The sequence below is a fragment of the Emticicia sp. 17c genome (assembly GCF_037153985.1).
In the GTDB taxonomy this organism is placed as follows: domain Bacteria; phylum Bacteroidota; class Bacteroidia; order Cytophagales; family Spirosomataceae; genus Emticicia.
In genome coordinates this window covers 313,819-333,541 of sequence record NZ_JBBAYI010000001.1, presented here as the reverse complement: position 1 = coordinate 333,541, position 19,723 = coordinate 313,819, and the positions used below count along the sequence as shown (strand labels likewise).

Genomic DNA, 19,723 nt, shown 5'->3' with positions numbered 1-19,723 from the left:
CTTTTGTTTGATAGCATCTGTTACAATTTGGTAATTTTCTTATTTACTTTAAATGAAGGGGTTTTCAGGGTTAAAATATAATTACCTGCCGGCAAGTTTTCTAATGAAACACCCTCCCTATACTCAATTATTACATTCTTACTGATGAGTTTTTTTCCACTCAAGTCTGACAGATGTATCTGCGTTTTTATGGGTTGGGTAGTCTTATTTTCAATTAATAGATCACCATAAGTCGGGTTCGGAAATATAGCAAATACCTGATTATTTTCGTTCTCAACCGAAAGCGGGGCCAGTACTGAAACCTGCGCTTTGTTTCCTATTGCCCCCACACCACAAATGTTGCTTACTTTCTCAAGTGTGTAAATGGCTGCTTCATTAGGGCGGATTTTTACGTTGATATTACTGGCTTGGGTCGTACTTTCAGGCAGTTGGCTTAATTTGTAGGTATATGGCGGAGTACCTGTAAATTGAATATTCAGATTGATAAGGGTATCGAAAGGTAAGGTTGTTTCGCCTATAAAAGTTGCGGTAGCAGGTTTACGCACACGAAAAATACCTGTCGGACGCTCATCAAAATAATCAGCGTTTGGCCTTACCCTGAAACGGTATTGGTTTCCCTCTGGCAAGTTATCAGGCAGTTTAATCTGCATAGGGCTTTGTGTATACTGCCCTAACAACAGTGGTTTTTCAAATGAGCCGTTAGCATCCGACATTTCTAATTGATAAACCCATTTATTGATACTTGTATGCTGTAATGCAAAGGATATTTTTAGCGAACCACCTGCACAAATGGCCGAGGTATCTTGCAAAATTGTTGTAATAATCGGCTGAGGAGAAACCGAAATATGAAATTCATCTTTAAGAAAACCTAAAGAATCCTTCACCGTAATTGTTTCGTTTTTTAAAGGGCGTATTTCAATAAAATCTTTCTGACTCCTAACACCATTTGACCATACATGGCTACCCCGCCACGATGACGTAAGTTTCAACGTTGAGCCATAGTCTGCCTGAACCTCTTCCTTTTTGTTTACATCCTTAAAAATCGTAAAATGGTCGCGTTCAATACCATCTGCACAAATCCATCTGGCATCCAGACGGTTACCGTTAACGGTCATGAGCAATGACCCACCAATAGATATATTAGAGTAAATAGAACTCGGATGCACATCATGAGTACCGTTCCAGTCAAGCCTACCTGCCGAACCTACTACACAATAGATAGTTCCTTCTTTTTTATTAATAAAGGGGCCGGCTCCTGGTTCGGCATCATAACGCCCGCTTACCTGTTGCACTACATGGATATTTTTGTCGAAAGACATCGAGTATCCTGTATGGTTTTTCATCAGGTATGACCGCTCGTAAATATGGCTATGCCCTGTTAATACGAGGTCAACTTTATATTGGTCAAAAAGTGGCACAAGCCCCTCTCTGATATATTGTAATTCAGGTTCAGCGTCTGAGTCGTGTGAGCGTTTAGTATATGGTGGATGATGAAACATAACTATGGTCCACATAGTCTTATTAGCTTCCAAATCCTTCTTGAGCCATTGGTATTGTTTACTCTGAGGCTCATAAACCCTGTATTTACCCTCATCAAACCCATCTGAGTCAAGTGCTATTACGTGCACATTACCGTAATCGAAAGAATAATAAGCCTTTTCGCCAGAGGGTACTCCTCCCATTTCACCTTTGGTGGGTACACTGATTATATCGTAATATGGAATTTTTTTATCAACCCTACCCGTAGGGCTGGCAAAGTATTCATGATTACCCGGAACAGGAAAAAATGTAGTATTCCCGAAGATATTCTGGCCGTAAAAGTCAAATACCTGTTTCTGATATTCTTTATCTGTTCCACAGCAATAGGCGTTATCTCCTAACCATAGCCATAAATCATTGAAAGTTGGCTTGTTTTTCAAGTAACTGTCACGGATTCCTTTTTGGGTTTGCATATAAACCGTGGTCGATTCGTCTCCGAAATCGCCCATGGCCCATATATTAATCGGGCGAGTGCTTCCTTTGGGCGGAGCCGTAACAAAATAGAAATCTTTACCCGAGGCCAGTGTTGTTGTAGTTGTACCGACTGAATAAAAATATCGCGTATCAGCTTGTAGATTACTTAGCTGAACAATATGGTCATTCACTTCATTAACATCAGCATGAATGATAGCCTGCGTAGAATCACTCTGATAATACTTTACAAGGCTCACAGTAGGGATATCAGTGCGCCACCTGATAATTACGCCGCTATTACTAAGTTGTTGTAAATATGGCCCCCTGATGATAGTCTGCGCCTGTAAACAATGATTACCAATTGTAATACAAAAGAAAACTAACAGAAAGAATTGTATGGCTTTTCTCAATGCAATTAATTTTTCATCAAAAATAAGCCATAACAATTAAATATCTTTTACTATTAAGTCATTATTTCTTTTTATTGGCCTTAATTAACTTTTTAATATCGTCGGTTTGTTTTTTAGCTTCTTTATAAACATCTGCCTTTTTTTCGGCGTTATCAATCACTTCAGCAAAGTATTGTAAAGCCTTTGTATAGTCTTTTTCAGAGGCAGCAATTTTACCTAATGCCATATTTGCCCCCAGAGAATAGCCAGAATCCTGTGCTTTATTTTGAGAAGCAAATTCAATGGTTTTTTGGTAATATTCTTTGGCTTTGGCATAGTCTCTCTTATAATTCATATTAATATAGCCCAGAATATAAGCGGCATACCGACCCGATGTACTCTCATAACCAACTTTACCCGAACTGATGTTATTTAGTAGTTCAATAGCTAGGGCTTCGGCTTCGTCAGCTCTGCCCAAAACAAAAGCCGTGCGCGCTGCATAGCGATGAAAGAACGAATTGTTAGGATACATACTGTGCATTTGCTGCGCCAGATAATAGGCTTTCTGATGCTGGTTTTCCATGGCATAAATCTGAACCAGAAAATACTTTGCTTCCATACGCGTGTAAAAGGCATTTTGCGAAACGTATTCCAATTGTTTAATACCTTCATCTTTAACTCCTTTCCTAAAGAAAACCAGCATTGGTTTTAAAGAAGGATAATTTTCTGGAATCCATTTTGAATAGTAGTTATATAACCCATCCCCGATGGCTAATTCAGGGCTAAAGTCACCAAAACCTCTGCATTTTTCCAGATATTTCATGGCCTGTTTGCTTGCCCACGCAGCTTTTAGCCAATTTTCCCGCTCTGAATGCAAACGTCCTTTTACTGCATAGGCCGCAGCCATGAAAAAGGCAGCTTCTTTATCCTCACTATCTTCGTCGAGCATATCATCGGCTAAGTCAATGGCTCTGTCCATATTACTGAAGCAAGCATCATCGTATTGCTTATTTTTGCTATCTGGTAATATTTTCCACCATTCGTTCAAACCAATCAGAAAATAACCAATCGGATGCTCAGGGTATTTAACAATCAACCATTTGAAGTCTCTTTCAGCGGCATCAAAGTTAAAATTATACATGTTATTAATGGCCTGCGTTGCTTCTATCTGTATAGCACGGTTAGCCAGTAATACCTCATGATGCTTCTTTTTGGTACTACCCCCAAACCACGAGAACTGCGCTTCACAAAGCTGAGTTATCAGCAATAAAAATATTACACTATATTTTGCTTTCATTTTTATCAATTTTACACATTAACGAAGTTGTAAAAAATAAAATTGCAAAACTTAAAATTTTCTTAAAATTATTTTTCTGAGGCAAAATTACTAAATTGCAGGCAATACTAATAATTCCTTATCACGGACTCATAATCAAAATGAAACAAATCAAAGATAAGCATTTTATCCCTTTTATTGAAGCTGATAAACTCCAAGCACGTATCAGAAACCTCGCCCAAGAGATAAACAAAGATTATGCAGGAAAAAATCCCTTATTGATTGGTGTCTTGAATGGTTCTTTTATGTTTATTGGTGATTTGTTTAAATCAATCGAAATTGATTGTGAGGTTACGTTTATCAGGGTTTCTTCTTATCAGCATACAGAATCGACAGGAGAAGTTAAACAGATAATAGGATTAAAAGAAGATATAAAAAACAGACATGTAATAATTGTAGAGGATATTGTGGACACAGGCATGACCATGCAGGAAGTACTTGGCCAACTGGCTTCAAATAAGCCTGCTTCTATTAAAATACTAACGCTTCTTTATAAACCGGAAGCACTGAAAGTTCCGTTAAAAGTAGATTACATAGGATTTTCAATAGAAACTAAATTTGTGGTTGGTTATGGCCTCGATTATGATGGAATGGGGCGGAATCTGGACGCTATTTATGTACTTGATGAAAAAAGTTGATTTCGGAATACTTCCCGAAATCAACTAGAAAACCCTAAGGTTTCTTTTTTCTCAATACTTTTACTTCTTCTTCTTTTACAGGTTCGGCACTATTACCAAAGTTTGTTCGGATATAGGTTAGCACATCAGCCACCTGTTTGTCGGAAAGAAAATCATGTGAAGCCATTACCCTATTATAACTTTCGCCATTTACTTCTATTTCTTCGTTTAATCCTTCAAGAATTACTCTTATCAGGCGGGTTTTCTCACCTCCTACCCAATCGGATTTCCTCAAAGGTGGATTCAGATTTGGCACTCCTGTTCCATCTTCCTGATGGCAAGCCAGACAGTATTGATTATAAATAGCTTTTCCGTCGGCTTCTTTTTTTACCTGAGCCGAGGCAAAATAACTGATAGAAATAAACAAAATCAGGATTCCTTTTTTCATTGTTTTATTGCAAAAAACAAAACCTTACAAGCCTACACCAGACCTGCAAGGTTTTGCCAGATAAAAATATTATTTATTATATATTACACGCCATACCTTACCTTTTACAGAATCGGTAATATACAACGACCCGTCAGGACCTTCTGCTAGGCCCATTGGCCGAGCTTTAGCATCACCAGGGCTTTTAATTTCAGGTCCACCTGCAAAGCCTTCTGCAAAAACTTCATAAGGCCCAGAAGGCAAACCGTTTTTAAATGGCACAAAAGCCACAAAATAACCTGCCTGATTTAATGGCGCACGGTTCCAAGAGCCATGGAAACAAATAAATGCCCCGTTTTTATATTTAGCCGGAAACTGGTTTCCATGATAAAACAGTAAGTCGTTAGGAGCCCAATGCCCCGGAAATGCCATTATTGGCTTTTTAGCTTTTGTGTAAAGTTTTTTGCCGTCGCCACCATACTCTGGGCATAACAATTTTTGTTTTTTCTCTGGGTCATAGTAACTATATGGCCATCCGAAATCATCGTTTTTCTTTATCTGGAAAAACTCCTCGGCTGGTAATTCTGCGCCTTTTTCGGCCGAGTAAATCTCAGGATAATGTTGGTACAACATATCTCGGCCATGCTGCAAAGCATAAAGATTTTTTGAGGCAGGGTCATAATCAAGGGCTACTGCATTGCGGATACCTGTGGCAAAACGTACGCCATCTTCTTGCTTCTGATTAAGTTTATCGGCGTTAAACTGCCATATTCCACCATTTTTTTCTAATAAAGGGCAAGGGGTCATACCCGGTGAGCCTTTCTGACGGTCTTTTTCCTGACATACGTTAGAAGGCGCACCAATAGTGACATAAATATGGCCGCTTTCATCAAATGTAAATGGTTTTGCTTCATGCTGGCGCAAATCGGGCAATCCGGTTATTACTGTTTCGGGCTTGGTTTTGTCAATTACATCTCCGTTCGCATCTAGTTTGTAACGAAAAACTTCTGAATTTGATGAAGCATATAAATACCCGTTATGAATATCTATGCCGGTGCCACCGTATGCACCAAAAGCCTCAACAACGTCGGCTTTCCCGTCTCCGTTTGTATCTTTTAAAACAGTAATACCTTTGTCATTTTTAGCATTACTATTTTTAATATAGATTGTTCCGTTAGGTAATACTTTAATATGGCGGGCTTTCCCTGTTTCTTCTGCCACAACCACAGCACCAAAGCCTTTGGCTAGCTGTATGCCTCCGTTGTCGGCATCAGGGGTTATATTATCGGCTTTAGGGGCATCAATAGAAGGTTTGTTGTAAAAGGCACTCGACAATGCAATTATGCCGAATGATAGGCTCAGTGGTAAAAGTATTTTTTTCATTTTTATACAACTTCCTGCGTTTCATGCGGCCTCAGGCATTTCAGGAAGGCTATTTAGGGGTTAGTCATGTCGTGAGGCAAGCAATAGACATGATGATGGTATATAATTGAACGGCTAATTTATAACAAGCAAAAATGAAAATTTGTTACGGTTTTGCGATTAAAACCATCTGATTTTTATCGGCCTTTGCAATTTTTTTTCTGAAGTCTACCCATTCATTATATACACTAGCCGGATATTGCCCCTTAAACATGGTCAGGTCTCGTGTATAAGTAACTATGTCTCCTTTTGCCTGCATACTTGCTTTGTATTTACCGAATCTGGTTTCTATTGTAACAGGTTCGGGCAGAAACTCGGCAACATACCCCGAAGGAATTTTAAATGAAATACTGTCAATATCCTGATACCAGAACTCGAGCCATAAATCGTTTTTCCGTTTGGCAGATGGCTTGGATACGTTTCGCTGTTGGCTCAGAATATTAGGTGCAACAAATAACCTCGAGCCACTTCTGTTAGCTAGGTTTCTTAGTAATAAGTTCAGGTTTTCTTCCACCACAGGTATTTGCTGCTTTTTCTCGTTTAAAGAAAAGCTAATAATCTCGGCACCCGACAAAGCCAGATTTTTGTAAAGCCATTTTTTCTGGTCTTCGGCTCCCAGTGTATTTATTACGTCTGCATAAACATCTTGCTGCAAACCCGAATACTGGGTATTAATCAGTGCGGTTGCATCACCATTTGCCTGAATATTTATGGTTCCTTTACGCAAAAGCAAGTTATCATCAATTTTATAAGCAGGAGTTCTAGCTAATTTACCGCCATTCTCTGTTACTACTACAACGTTTCTATCATCAGTAAAACCACCTAAGTATCCAAAAGGAATATTTTGATTGGTACATTCGAGCCAGATAGTATCTTTAGGTGTAGGCACGCACAAAATTACGTGGTTAAACTGAAAAGAGGGAAAGTCTTCAAACAAGGCAGGATTATTATTACCGGCCCTTACCAGCGTAGCATAAGATGTAATGCCTATTTCTTTGAGCATACTCTTTGTAAAGTTAGTTAATGCCTTACAATCTCCATACCCTTTGGTGGCTACTTCGCTGGCTTTCATTGATTGCCAGCCGCCTATACCTAACTGTATACTTACATAACGGGTATTTGCCTGCATGTATTCATATACTTTTCTTACTTTTGCCCGAATATCTTTTTCGTCTTTTACCAGTTCTCTGACTTTTGCCGCAAATTCAGTTGGCAATTTATCTCTGTTTGTATTTAGTTCCGCATAGAACTTGCCAATATCGCTCCATTGTTCCAGATGCCCCGAATAGCCTTCCACTTTGAAATCTTTAGGTCCGGTGTATACCATTGGCATAAAGTTATCTTCATGGGGGCTATCTGATTCTTTCTCTATTGCTTCAATATTATTAACATTCCAGCTATATACGGAGCGGTCGTCTTCCTGATTTATGACAACTTTTACAGGCATATTCTGTTCTTTGTATCTGAAGGTCATCCCCTTAGGTAAAGATACCCTGAACGAGGCTTTTTCGACCGAAACATTGTCGGAGTTATCCAGAATTGCTCTCCAATTCGGGTAAAACATCATATTAGTATTGGTATACTGATACGAATAACTGATAGTATACGGATATTTATTATGGCTTAGTTCGGCAACTTTCACAAAACTACCATCGATTTCGTTTTGCCCTGTTGAGGTACTAAAACTTTCAATGTCTGCTTTCTTAAGTTTTCTTATCTGTTTCCCCGATTCGTCGTATATATAGGCTTCAATATTATTTACTTTTGAAAACTTGCTATACCATAGCATCAGTTGCGCATGAGAGCTTCCTTTTTCGTCCAGAATTGTAATGGTTCCTTTAGTTTTAGTGACAGCCTCATCAATTCCTTTTACATAAAACTCTGTTTCATGATTCCGAACAACTGCGTAGGCATTTTCTTTTAATCTGGCAGGAATCGTATTTGCGCTAAAGTCTTGAGCTACTGCCTGAATGCTTATTAATAAGGCAAATAAATATTTCATTTTAAAACCGTTTTCCTTTAATACACAATTACATCCATATATATCTGCTAGCAAAAGCGGTTCGTTAAACGACTACAAGCCCCTTCTACCTCTACGATACTATGAGTTTGAAGCAATAAAAATCAATTTTTCTTCAGCACAATCTGCTCATTTTGTTTGGATATCATCTTAACAAAAAGCTCGCGTAAATAAGAGTAGTCTTCAGCAGAAAATATAGTGCGTGCAAACGATAACTGACTCATTACCTCAATGACACCATTTTCAGATTTAATCATGTACTGATACTTCCCTTTACTATCAGGCATAAATACATTGATGAATAATGGCATACTTTCGACTGAATAACCTTTCGGAATAGTTATTTTACTTATAACAGTTTCCTGAATGGTATACCCGAAATCGACTGGGTATTTACGTTCATCTTGTTTAAAGGGATTTGTCTGTTGGGTTTTCCAAAAAAGCGGTTTAATAAAAATTCTATCACCAATCACTGAATAAGCTTCATTAACAGTTGTCTCACATTCAATATTTACATCTTTATTTTCAGTTACTTTGTATTTAAACTCAGGATTCTCGAAAAGTGTGTACTTCTCTTTTAGCTTATTCAGGTATTTTTCCTCACCTTCTTTGCTTATTTCTAGTTTTTTTTCTGTGCCTGCATATCCGTAATATAATTCACTAAAGTTTCCTTTTAATTTCTGGTCTTCTTCTATCGAAAACGTTAATAAACTCATAGACATACTCTTTTGTGAGGGTATCAGCGAAACCCATCGTGGATTTTTGCCTATGAGCCATCCCATCTGGTTCAGACACCTTTTAGGCAGCATATTCATTTTCACGAACTTATCGGTTGCATCTAACAAAAAATCTTTGCCGTTAACCTTTAGTTGCGCTATTGTATAATTAAATCTGTCAATAAGAGCTATATCAGGCAATACTTTTCCATGAGCTCTTGTACTTAACACAACAGGATTGGCATCAAAGCCTAACTCCTGTAAAACAGCTACCAGCATTAAATTGATTTCGGCCGAATTTCCTGATTTTTTTTCATACACCTGATCTAGTTTCTGGGTGGCATACAGCCTGTTTTCACCATTCCATTGAATATTATTCCTAATATGTTCATACGCATCACTAATAAGTGTGAGGGTATCTTTATTAGTTGCATTGGTTTTAATTTCAGCACTAATTTTTCTGGCTGTTTTGCCGAATTTTTTCAAAGCTCCTCCAAAATCGTTGTAATCAAGAAGTGTTTTTGTTAAATCATTGTAGGTAATTGAATAGTTACGCTCACCTCCTGTGGGAAAAAAAGTTCTTGCCAATTCAAAATCTATCGAACTGCGGTAATCGTTTACAGTGGTCATAAATTCATCTTCTTTGATAGATGGCAGGTCTTTCATTGCAAAATGGTATGAAAGGTATGGGTCTTTTACGGTTTCACCTCTTTCATTTACCCGTGGAAAAAAAACAGCAGTTCCTTGTTTAATATCTTTAATAGCAAAAGCATTGTAACCAAAATAAGTAATCTTAAAATCGAAATACCCCGGAATAAGCGTCTTTATGCCACTCCATACGACCGGAATATCCTGTTGGAAGTTCCAAGTGCGCAAAGAATACCATAGGGGTGATATAATTTTATAAGTCAGGTCAATAACTGAACCTTCCTTTACCTGTGGAAATATAATTTTGGTTTCTCTGTAATTAGTTGATGATTTTTCATTGAAAATAGAGGCTTTTGTAAGTTCCGTCATGGTCACAGTATTCCCGTCCATATTATACGTATACCCCTGAATATCCCTTACAAACTCCTGACGTTCTGGCGAACTATCCGAGTAATATGGAATAATAACTGTGGCTCTTTCAAGTGCCGATTTTTTCAGAATTTTGATACGTTTATGAAAAGTATAAACCAGATGCAGGTCGTTTTCAAAAGAAAAAGAGTAATCACCAGAATCATACAAGACAACAGCTTCAGCGGTTGAGTCTTTATCATAAACTTTCATCTGAACGTCTGCCAAATTGTATGTACCAAATTTAACTTCAGGCTCTTTAATCTGAGAAAAAACAAGACGCGAAGAGATAATCAACAGGAATAAAATTGCAGTTTTTTTCATAAATTTTTGTGAATGTTTAGTCATTAGCAATGCACAAATATCATAGAAATTATTTATCGACGCAAAATAAATACGTAATCATTTTTACATTAAAGCCTATAAGCAAGATAATTTTGGTATAAAAACCCGCTACAACTACCATTTATATTTTTAGTCTATGTGCAGGCATTTAACAGGCTTTAATCTTTTAAAAATAAAATAGATTTTTCTTGGTTGGTATTCATCTGGCATAGAACTTCGTTGCAGCTAACACATGATTTATGAATACTGAATTACTCTCGCGCATACAGTTTGCATTCACTGTGGCTTTTCATTATATATATCCTCCTTTGAGTATTGGGCTTGGCGTAGTAATGGTTATTATGGAAGGGCTTTATTTGCGTACAGGCAAGCCTGTTTATGAGCAAATGACAAGATTCTGGATAAAAATATTTGCCCTGATTTTTGGTATTGGAGTAGCAACCGGTATTGTAATGGAATTTGAATTTGGCACTAACTGGGCTGTTTATTCACGTTATGTAGGCGATATTTTTGGGAGTGCTCTGGCAGCCGAGGGCATCTTTGCCTTTGCACTGGAGTCTGGCTTTTTAGGAATTCTTATTTTTGGCTGGAATCGCGTAAGTCCACGGGTGCATTTTCTGGCTACGCTTATGGTAGCTTTAGGGTCTATGTTTTCGGCTATCTGGATAGTAGTAGCCAACTCTTGGCAACAAACCCCAGCAGGTTTCAGAATTGAGGGTGAAGGTATGAAAGCACGTGCAGTTATTACCGACTTCTGGGAAATGGTGTTTAATCCTTCAAGTATCGACAGGCTTTCTCATGTAATTATAGGGGCTTTTCTGGCTGGTTCTTTTCTGGTAATGAGTGTGCACGCGTATTATATTTTAAAAGGTCGACACCTCGATATTGCCCGTTCTGGTTTTAAAATAGCATTGGTAGTAGCTACAATAGCTTCATTAACTCAATTATTCACAGGGCATCGGTCGGCCGATGGGGTGGCTAAAAACCAGCCAGCCAAATTAGCTGCTTTTGAAGGCCATTACGACTCACTGGCAGTAGCTGATATGTACTTGCTCGGATGGGTTGATACCCAAAAACAGAAGGTTACAGGCATTAGCATTCCGGCCGGGCTTACCTTCCTGATTCATCAGGATTTTACAACCCCCGTAACAGGGCTAAATGCTTTCAAGAAGGAAGACCGCCCCTCGGCAGTTAACTTTGTATTTCAGACCTACCACCTTATGGTAGCTATTGGTATGACTTTGATTGGTCTTACGCTATTAGCTTCTTTTCTGTGGTGGCGGGGAAAACTATTCGAGCAACGTTGGTTGCTGCATATATTTATGTGGGCGGTGCTATTACCACAAATAGCCAACCAGTTAGGCTGGTATTCGGCCGAAGTAGGCCGACAGCCGTGGGTAGTATACAATTTACTCAGAACCTCAGAGGGGCTTTCGCAGTCACTCAAAGCCGAACAAGTATTATTCTCACTCATTCTGTTCACATTGGTGTATGCACTGTTGTTTGTGTTATTTCTTTACCTGCTTAACAAAAAAATAAAACATGGCCCTGACATACCTGACGACCTTATTCCTGAATATTCAAAACGTGATAACCCAATCTTGAAATAATGGAAACAATACTCGGACTTAACTTGGCAACATGGTGGTTTCTGGTCATTGGTGGCGTTTTTAGTGGCTACGCTATTCTGGATGGCTTCGATTTGGGGGCCGGAGCCTTACACTTGTTTTTAAATAAAGAAGAAAGCCGCCGTAAAGCCCTAAACGCCATTGGACCCGTATGGGATGGCAACGAAGTATGGCTGGTTATTGGCGGAGGAGCCTTATTTGCTGGCTTCCCGGTGGTATATGCTACTATATTTTCGGCCTTTTATGAGCCATTTATGATATTTCTGGTAATGCTCATTTTCAGAGCGATTTCCATTGAGTTCCGCTCAAAAGAACCCATGCAATGGTGGCGAAAAACTTGGGATTTTAGTTATAGCTTCTCTAGTATTATTCTGGCATTATCGCTTGGCCTTATTTTAGGAAACATCATTCAAGGTTTACCGCTCGACAAAGACTATGTATATAAAGGAACGCTCACCGATTTTTTTAATCCTTATGCCTTACTGGTTGCTTTTACAACACTAGCTTTATTTATGATGCACGGAGCCATCTATCTGGTAATGAAAACCGAAAACAGGTTATATGCTAAGCTGACTATCCTTGTTAAAAACACAACTATTTTTTTTGTACTAATGTTTGCTATTACTTCGATAGTGACTTTACTGTATATACCCCACATGGTTAAACGTTATCAGGAAGTACCCTATATGTTTGCTTTCCCGATAATGGCTATACTAGCAGTTGCTAATATTACCCGTCAGATTTCAAAAAGAAAATACCGTTATGCTTTTATTTCATCGGCTACTGTTACAGCCATATTAATGGTGCTGGTAGCTGTGGGGCTGTTCCCGAATATTATCTTATCGAGCATTGACCCTTCATACAGTATCACTGTACACAATGGTTCATCAACTGATAAATCGTTGAAAATAATGCTTCTTTTTGCTGCCATTGGTGTACCCATCGTAGCTGTTTATACTTCTTTTGTGTTCTGGACTTTCAGGGGGAAAGTAAAACTGGACGAAACAAGCTATTAGTTGAACTTATTAATAAATTAGCCTATGCAGAATATGCTTACAACATTAGTTGGTACTTGGTTTATTTGTTACACCAACTTTCCGATGTGGTTAAAGGGAGATAAAAGTAATCCGACATTTAATTATACTGAGGTTATTCTTAAAGGCGAAAAAGTTTTACTCGATGAAGTAAAGTATTATAAAAATAATAAGCAAAGAACCATTACAGGCTATGATTACCAGCACAAACAGGATATTCTTAAGTTCACGTGGCGGGGCAAAGGAATTTTAAGCCTACTTAAAAGCCAATGGAAGGTGGCCTTACTGGCTCCTGACAGACAATGGGCTGTAATAAGTTTTTCAAAAACACTTTTTACACCTGAAGGGGTTGATATTATCAGCCGTACACCAGAACTTTCTGAGAAAGATATGGCAGAAATCAGGAAACAAATGGAAAAAGACTCCGAGTTGAGAAAATTTCTCCCTAGCCTTACTCCAATAAAACAATGAGTATTTTTAGCCAACTTCTATACTGCTTACTGGTGGCAAAAATGGCAACATATTCTTTATATTTTGTTCTTTTCTCTTCTTAAGCTTGAAATCAAGGTATAGATTGTTTAATTTTCGGAACCTTATCTGAGAGTTAATAAAAGATAGCTTGCTTTTCGATTCTGGGATAAACTGTAATATTTTTTTACCTCTATGTTTCAATGAAAGGATTTGTAGGTGCATTTCAGTTAAATAATAACGGATTTTCGATTAATAATTTGAATTTCTCTGGTTTACTCAACAAAGGTGCTTTCTTTACTAATGATTGTTTTGCTTTGTTCAACGTTGATAAACAAGCTTCTGTTTATACTTCAATATCGGCAACAATTAAATATGCAGGCTGGGTAAGGCTGGATAATATTACCGAAATTACTACAAAACTAGCTTTAAACCCTGAAACTCCTACGGATGAAATTGTTATTGAGGCTTATCTCAAGTGGGGAAAAAACTGTGTTACACATTTTATTGGTGACTTTAGCTTTGTAATTTTTGATGAAACTGCAAAGAAACTTTTTTTAGCAAAAGACCAGATTGGTATCAGGCCCCTGTTTTATATAGAATATAAAGGAATCCTTATTTTTTCTACTCATATTCCTTTAATTAAAGATATTCTTCCCGAACAGCCTGTTATAAGTGAATTGTATGTTTCTTATGAATTAAGAAATTTAATTCCACCCATTGAAAGTACTTTTTTTAGTGATATTTATCGGCTGGAACCTGCACATTATATTATTGTATCGGCAGATGGACACCTAGAAAAGGAATGCTATTGGACTTTAGCACCTATTGAGCTTCCCGAATTCACTGATGATGAAGACTACTATGAGCTTATCAGGCAAACACTGAAAGAAGCTATTAGCTGCCGTGCGAAACATAAACAACAAATTGGCTGCCAGTTAAGCGGAGGGCTTGATTCTTCAGCTATTACTGTTCTTTTATCAAGATTACTCCCGAAACAGCAGCTACATACTTACTCTTTTATTCTGGATGATGAAACCAGACCATATTCTAATAATGGCTTAGATGAAAGAAGAACTCAGGAAGAAATTATCCGTTATGCAGGCCTGATTCCTGAAAACCATCATTTTATTACCAAGTTCCATTACAAGGATGCTTTTGAAGAACTTGATACCAGAAATGCCGTAATGGGCGGTGTAGCTAGTAACGACTCTTATTGGCAGGATACCCTCTTTAAACAGGCAGGCGAGTCCGAAAAGGTTGAAGTAATGTTCAGTGGTTTTCCGGGAGACGAAGGAATTTCGGCTTCGGCATATAACTATTTTCATGAATACCTATACACGAAAGATTGGCGGGGTATATTTACTTATTTGTCAAAGTTTCGGATAAAAGGTTTATACAGGATTTTCAATTACCTGCGCTATTCTATGATTGGAACTACTTCTCCAAGCTTTAATGCCATACAAAAAGAAAGAAACCTCCTACAATCTGGGTCATCATTCAGTAAAGTTCAGCCCTATATCCCTTTTGAGTTTTATACCAGTTTTAAAGAATGGTTAAAGAACCGAATGTTAGCTACTCACATACCATTAAGAGTGGAGTCTGAATTACTGTATGCCAATCAATACAATATTGAAATGGTATATCCACTAGCAGACATAAGGTTACTTCAGTTAGTTTATAGCTTACCTGTCAGGTTATTTGCTCCTATCCCACTTACCAGAGCCTTATTCAGAAATACCTGTCGTGGTATTCTTCCTGAAAATGTAAGACAACAATCCAAAAGAAATGGCGCAAAAACACTGGCATTTATCGATTATATTCTTGCAATCAGAAAAAAAGAGCTTGAAAACTATCAGATAAAAAACACCTTAAATCTTCTTGTTTCAGAGAAAGACTACCTTAAACGAAAGTTCAGTAATACTATGGTAAAAATTAAAAGATTAAATATGATTAAAGAAATCGATTACCTGATAGAGCAAAACCTGAAACATAAATAATTTTTGAAAGTTAATATGCCCATAGAAAGTTTTTTTTGATTGAATACTTACTGTTTGCTTATCTATTCTTGTTCAACAACTTACAAACTCTTTTTCAATTCACTCTTTCTGTTCTTATATTTGGTCAATAAAGAGTGTTACGCCTCATGGTGAAGAGAATCTTACTTTTACAATTACTTTGTATTACCTGTCTGGCCCAGCAAAACTTATGGCACACCATTGGTATTGCTGATGGGCTTTCGCAAAGTATGGTCTACGATTTAATGCTAGACCACGAGGGATTTATGTGGGTAGCTACAAAAGATGGTCTTAACAGATATGATGGCTATAACTTTAAAGTTTTTACCAATAACCCCTATCAGGAATATAGTATATCGGGCAATACCTGCACCTCAATACTCGAAGACTCTAAGGGACGCATTTGGGTTAGTACCGAAAAAGATGGTTTAAATTTGTTTGATTCTCGTAGTCAAAGGTTTTATCATGCCAATCCACCTCTTAGTTCTCAGGAAAGTAGTTTTATTATCACTTATATTAAAGAAGACATTAAAGGGAATATATGGGTAATTACTGACAACCCAGATAAAACATTCATGATTACCCATGAAGGGTATCCTGAACGCTCTGATTTTAGCGAGTGGCTTCTGAAAGCTGATATTTCAACAAAAAACAACACTTATTTCAAATTCGATTACCGTTCGGCAAATGTACCTAGCATGAAAGAATTTGCCGGAGTAAACAATTTTCCTGATACCTTTAGCAAGGATTATTTCTTTCTGGAAGACCGCCAACATCGTTACTGGGTAGTTGACAGGCAAACCGTTCGTTGCTACGTGGGTAAAAAAGAAATTAAGTCAATTTCTTTCCCTTTCTGGGGAATAGGCATGATAAATCAGTTTGACGATGGAAGCCTTGCAATCTCAAATCAGAAGTATATCTGGATATTCAAGCCTGATGAACTACTAAAGCAAGATAAACTAACTCCAGAAAACGCCTTTGCCTCAACGCCTGACTTAGTAAAAAGTATCAAACAGCTAGTAAAAGACAAATACGGCAATATATGGGCTGGCACTTATGGCTATGGGCTTCTGATGCTCAACAAAAACGTTAAACAGTTCCATTCAATTTTACAATCTTACTCTCCGAGCCATATTTACGAAGACCATAACGGGAAACTTTTTATACATGGCAATTATAGGCCAACATATCACTTTTATGAAATAGACCCATTAAAAAATACGGCATCACAAATACCCGTAAAGCTCGAAGGAGAAAGCTATATTCAAGACGCGCTGATTCAAGATAATAAAAAGGGTTATTATCTGGTTCATCACACCAATAAAAACCACTTTTTCAGTCATTACTCTCATGACTGGAAACTTCAGAAACACTTTGATATTACCGCTTATTCGGCTCCGGCTAGTATTAGTCATAAAATGATAGCAGATAAAAACGGGTTCGTTTGGCTAGGCGTGCAGCATGGTAATTTGTTAAGATTTAATCCTGAAACAGAGCAGTTCCAACTTTTTAGTTATCAATCTGTTTTTCCAAAAAATAATGCACTGACAGAAACCTTTGCTTTGTACGAGGATTCAAACAGTGTTTTCTGGATTGGTACCCAGAAAGGGCTGGTAAAAGCTGAGAACTTATCTTCCCAACCACGTTACACACTCTACAAAAATAGCAAAACAGATGAAAAAAGTCTGAGTAATGATTTTGTTTCAGCAGTTGTTAATGACCCTTATAACCCGCAACGTTATTTGTGGGTAAGCACAAAAGGCGGGGGTTTAGAAAGACTAGATAAAAATACTGGCACATTTGAGCATTTTACAGAAAAACAAGGGCTACCTAATAAAGTTGTGTATGGTATTCTGACCGACAACAATCGTAATCTTTGGCTATCAACTAATCGTGGCTTATCTCGTTTTAATCCAAAAACTATGATATTTGCTAATTTTGATAAGTCAGATGGCATACAGGATGATGAGTTTAATACAAACGCTTACTTTAGGGGGCCGTCAGGCCACTTGTTCTTTGGAGGTATTAACGGTGTGACTATCGTTAATACAACACCTACAAACACTACCAAACAACTGCCGGCTATGAAAATGATAGGTTTGAAAATCAATAACCTTTCTGTTAACGTAACAGATAATCAAAATATCATTGAGAAGCCAATCGAATACCTCGATAAACTGGAAGTAGCCCATGACCAGAATCAACTATCGCTTGAGTTTGGTTTGATGGACTTCACTAACCCTGCAAAAAACAGATACCGCTACCAACTGGAAGGAATTGATAATGACTGGGTAGAAGCCGGAACTAATCATTTTGCTAATTATGCACAATTACCGAGTGGTAAGTATAAATTTAAAGTAGTTGGCACTGTTGATGGAGAAGTTTGGAGCAAACCTATCGGCATAAACATAAAAATTAATCCGCCTTTTTACCGAAGCTGGTGGGCTTATCTGATTTACCTGAGCGTATTTATGTACATTGCTTATCGCTTATATATAAGCCAGTTAAATCGGGTTCGGCTGCAAGAACAATTATTTTATCAAAATAAAGAAACTGAAAGACTAGCAGAGCTAGACTCTCTCAAAACCCGCTTTTTTGCCAATATCTCTCATGAGTTCCGTACTCCACTTACACTCCTTGCTGGCCCCTTAGCCGATTTCAGTAAAAAATATCCAAATGAGCGAATGTTTGATGTAATGCAACGGAATATGAACAGGTTGCAGACACTCATCAATCAGATACTTGATTTATCGAAACTGGAAGCTGGCAAAATGAAACCTCAGATACAAGAAGGTAATATTGCCGCTTTTGTTAAAAACTTAAAGGCATCTTTTGAATCGCTTGCCCTAAATAAAAATATCCAATTTGAATACAACAAAGACCAAGCATCGCATACAGCCTTTTTTGATGCCGATAAACTCGAAAAAATCATAAGTAACCTTCTGTCTAACGCCTTTAAGTTTACGCCAGAAGCAGGTAAAATAGAAGTAAAAGCCCAATACTCCGACCACGACTTTACTATTGTAGTCAAAGATTCAGGAATTGGGATAGACGCCGCTCGACTACCTTTTATATTTGAACGTTTCTATCAGGTTGAAGATAGCAGCTCGCTTAAAAGTTATGTCCGCAATTATCAGGGCACAGGCATAGGACTAGCGTTGGTAAAAGAATTAGTTGAGGTTTTGAAAGGTCAAATACAAGTAGAAAGTCAGATTGGCATTGGCACCACTTTTACAGTAACTTTACCAACCGACAAAGAAACGTGGGAAGGTTTTATCAGCCAAAAGCATACACACAACCACAATTTTGAAACATTACAACCAACCCCTGTTATAACTAATTATACTCAAACAGCTACCAATACAATTGAAAATAACACTGACGCAGAACTACCGATTTTATTGATTATTGAAGACAATGATGATTTAAGGGCTTATATCAGAAGTCATTTTGAGCAGACCTACCAGATAATAGAAGCTATTGATGGGCAGGATGGCTATAAAAAAACCATCATGCTGATACCTGATTTAGTGATTTGTGATTTAATGATGCCCCGCCTTGATGGATTTGGTTTTTGTAAAATGGTAAAGTCTGATATGCGCACCAATCATATCCCTGTCATAATGCTTACCGCCCGTGCAACGCTAGAAGACCGGCTTGAGGGGCTTGAGCTAGGGGCTGATGATTATCTGGCAAAACCTTTTAACACCAATGAATTACAGCTAAGGGTACGTAACCTTATTAATACTCAGCAGGCTTTACAGGCAAAATACAATCGGTCAATTATAAAATCATTGCCTAATAACGGGCTTAAAGGTACAAGTCTGGATGAACAGTTTTTACAGAAATTATCTGACATTATTGAAAGAAATCTGCAAAATACCGATTTTAACACCAATTTGTTAGCCGATGAAATGAACATGAGTGCTGGCCAGTTGCGTCGCAAGCTAAAGGCTATTACTAACCAGACTATCATCGAATTTATACGCCACTACAAATTACAAAAAGCAGCTATACTTTTACAGAATAAACTGGTGAATGTTTCGGAAGTAGCCTATCAGTTGGGCTTTGAGAGCTTATCTTACTTTTCAAGAATATTCTTTGAAGAATTCGGCAAGAACCCATCAGAGTGGAGTAACTAGATAAAACTGTGAGAAGAAATAACTAAATTAAGTGACCTCGCCGGGAATCGAACCCGGATCTAAAGTTTAGGAAACTTCTATTCTATCCGTTGAACTACGTGGTCTTGAAACGAGGTTGATTCAATACTTGAATCAACCTCGTTTTTATGAAT

Annotated in this window: 12 protein-coding genes and 1 tRNA gene; 6 read left to right on the top strand and 7 right to left on the bottom strand. The window is 37.7% G+C overall.

The window, feature by feature from the left end; genetic code table 11:
* Window positions 1-20: 20 nt before the first annotated feature.
* Window positions 21-2,363: a purple acid phosphatase family protein gene (locus WAA15_RS01425; RefSeq protein WP_337040580.1), complete on the bottom strand. Its 2,343-nt coding sequence runs from the start codon at window positions 2,361-2,363 to the stop codon at window positions 21-23.
* 61 nt (window positions 2,364-2,424) lie between these two features.
* Window positions 2,425-3,639, bottom strand: coding sequence for a tetratricopeptide repeat protein (locus tag WAA15_RS01420; protein WP_337040579.1), 1,215 nt, complete (start codon window positions 3,637-3,639; stop codon window positions 2,425-2,427).
* A 140-nt stretch (window positions 3,640-3,779) separates the two neighbouring features.
* On the opposite strand from WAA15_RS01420, the gene hpt reads away from it, so the two are divergent.
* Window positions 3,780-4,316 (top strand): hypoxanthine phosphoribosyltransferase, encoded by a 537-nt coding sequence (gene hpt, locus WAA15_RS01415; RefSeq protein ID WP_337040578.1) that lies wholly within the window; start codon window positions 3,780-3,782, stop codon window positions 4,314-4,316.
* A 34-nt stretch (window positions 4,317-4,350) separates the two neighbouring features.
* Here the strand turns inward: hpt and WAA15_RS01410 are convergent, their stop codons facing one another.
* The 4 genes from WAA15_RS01410 to WAA15_RS01395 form a co-directional block, all read right to left on the bottom strand.
* A complete protein-coding gene (locus WAA15_RS01410) occupies window positions 4,351-4,743 on the bottom strand; it encodes a c-type cytochrome (RefSeq protein WP_337040576.1) in 393 nt (130 codons plus the stop codon).
* 69 nt (window positions 4,744-4,812) lie between these two features.
* Window positions 4,813-6,105 (bottom strand): PQQ-dependent sugar dehydrogenase, encoded by a 1,293-nt coding sequence (locus tag WAA15_RS01405; RefSeq protein ID WP_337040575.1) that lies wholly within the window; start codon window positions 6,103-6,105, stop codon window positions 4,813-4,815.
* A gap of 145 nt (window positions 6,106-6,250) precedes the next feature.
* A complete protein-coding gene (locus tag WAA15_RS01400) occupies window positions 6,251-8,146 on the bottom strand; it encodes a DUF3857 domain-containing transglutaminase family protein (RefSeq protein WP_337040574.1) in 1,896 nt (631 codons plus the stop codon).
* 122 nt (window positions 8,147-8,268) lie between these two features.
* Window positions 8,269-10,260 carry a DUF3857 domain-containing protein gene (locus WAA15_RS01395; protein ID WP_337040573.1) on the bottom strand — a complete coding sequence of 664 codons (1,992 nt, stop codon included), beginning with the start codon at window positions 10,258-10,260 and terminating at the stop codon, window positions 8,269-8,271.
* A gap of 260 nt (window positions 10,261-10,520) precedes the next feature.
* On the opposite strand from WAA15_RS01395, the gene WAA15_RS01390 reads away from it, so the two are divergent.
* The 5 genes from WAA15_RS01390 to WAA15_RS01370 all read left to right on the top strand — a co-directional run bounded on the left by WAA15_RS01390 (window position 10,521) and on the right by WAA15_RS01370 (window position 19,571).
* The gene (locus WAA15_RS01390; RefSeq protein ID WP_337040572.1) at window positions 10,521-11,891 is read left to right on the top strand and encodes a cytochrome ubiquinol oxidase subunit I; all 1,371 of its coding nucleotides are present in this window, start codon (window positions 10,521-10,523) and stop codon (window positions 11,889-11,891) included.
* Window positions 11,891-12,925, top strand: coding sequence for a cytochrome d ubiquinol oxidase subunit II (gene cydB / locus WAA15_RS01385; RefSeq protein ID WP_337040571.1), 1,035 nt, complete (start codon window positions 11,891-11,893; stop codon window positions 12,923-12,925). Before WAA15_RS01390 ends, cydB begins: the two co-directional genes overlap by 1 nt.
* Before the next feature lie 24 nt (window positions 12,926-12,949).
* Window positions 12,950-13,414: a hypothetical protein gene (locus WAA15_RS01380; RefSeq protein WP_337040570.1), complete on the top strand. Its 465-nt coding sequence runs from the start codon at window positions 12,950-12,952 to the stop codon at window positions 13,412-13,414.
* 200 nt (window positions 13,415-13,614) lie between these two features.
* The gene (locus WAA15_RS01375; protein ID WP_337040569.1) at window positions 13,615-15,411 is read left to right on the top strand and encodes an asparagine synthetase B family protein; all 1,797 of its coding nucleotides are present in this window, start codon (window positions 13,615-13,617) and stop codon (window positions 15,409-15,411) included.
* A gap of 146 nt (window positions 15,412-15,557) precedes the next feature.
* Complete coding sequence (locus WAA15_RS01370; protein WP_337040568.1) at window positions 15,558-19,571, top strand: hybrid sensor histidine kinase/response regulator transcription factor; 4,014 nt, start codon at window positions 15,558-15,560, stop codon at window positions 19,569-19,571.
* A 32-nt stretch (window positions 19,572-19,603) separates the two neighbouring features.
* On the opposite strand, the gene WAA15_RS01365 is transcribed toward WAA15_RS01370, so the two are convergent.
* Window positions 19,604-19,675, bottom strand: a tRNA-Arg gene (locus WAA15_RS01365).
* Between the last annotated feature and the right edge of the window lie 48 nt (window positions 19,676-19,723).

Coding starts and splice junctions, on each gene's coding strand:
- WAA15_RS01420 (WP_337040579.1), bottom strand. CDS start 3,639: ATGAAAGCAAAATATAGTGTAATATTTTTATTGCTGATAACTCAGCTT.
- hpt (WP_337040578.1), top strand. CDS start 3,780: ATGAAACAAATCAAAGATAAGCATTTTATCCCTTTTATTGAAGCTGAT.
- WAA15_RS01410 (WP_337040576.1), bottom strand. CDS start 4,743: ATGAAAAAAGGAATCCTGATTTTGTTTATTTCTATCAGTTATTTTGCC.
- WAA15_RS01405 (WP_337040575.1), bottom strand. CDS start 6,105: ATGAAAAAAATACTTTTACCACTGAGCCTATCATTCGGCATAATTGCA.
- WAA15_RS01400 (WP_337040574.1), bottom strand. CDS start 8,146: ATGAAATATTTATTTGCCTTATTAATAAGCATTCAGGCAGTAGCTCAA.
- WAA15_RS01395 (WP_337040573.1), bottom strand. CDS start 10,260: ATGAAAAAAACTGCAATTTTATTCCTGTTGATTATCTCTTCGCGTCTT.
- WAA15_RS01390 (WP_337040572.1), top strand. CDS start 10,521: ATGAATACTGAATTACTCTCGCGCATACAGTTTGCATTCACTGTGGCT.
- cydB (WP_337040571.1), top strand. CDS start 11,891: ATGGAAACAATACTCGGACTTAACTTGGCAACATGGTGGTTTCTGGTC.
- WAA15_RS01380 (WP_337040570.1), top strand. CDS start 12,950: ATGCAGAATATGCTTACAACATTAGTTGGTACTTGGTTTATTTGTTAC.
- WAA15_RS01375 (WP_337040569.1), top strand. CDS start 13,615: ATGAAAGGATTTGTAGGTGCATTTCAGTTAAATAATAACGGATTTTCG.
- WAA15_RS01370 (WP_337040568.1), top strand. CDS start 15,558: ATGGTGAAGAGAATCTTACTTTTACAATTACTTTGTATTACCTGTCTG.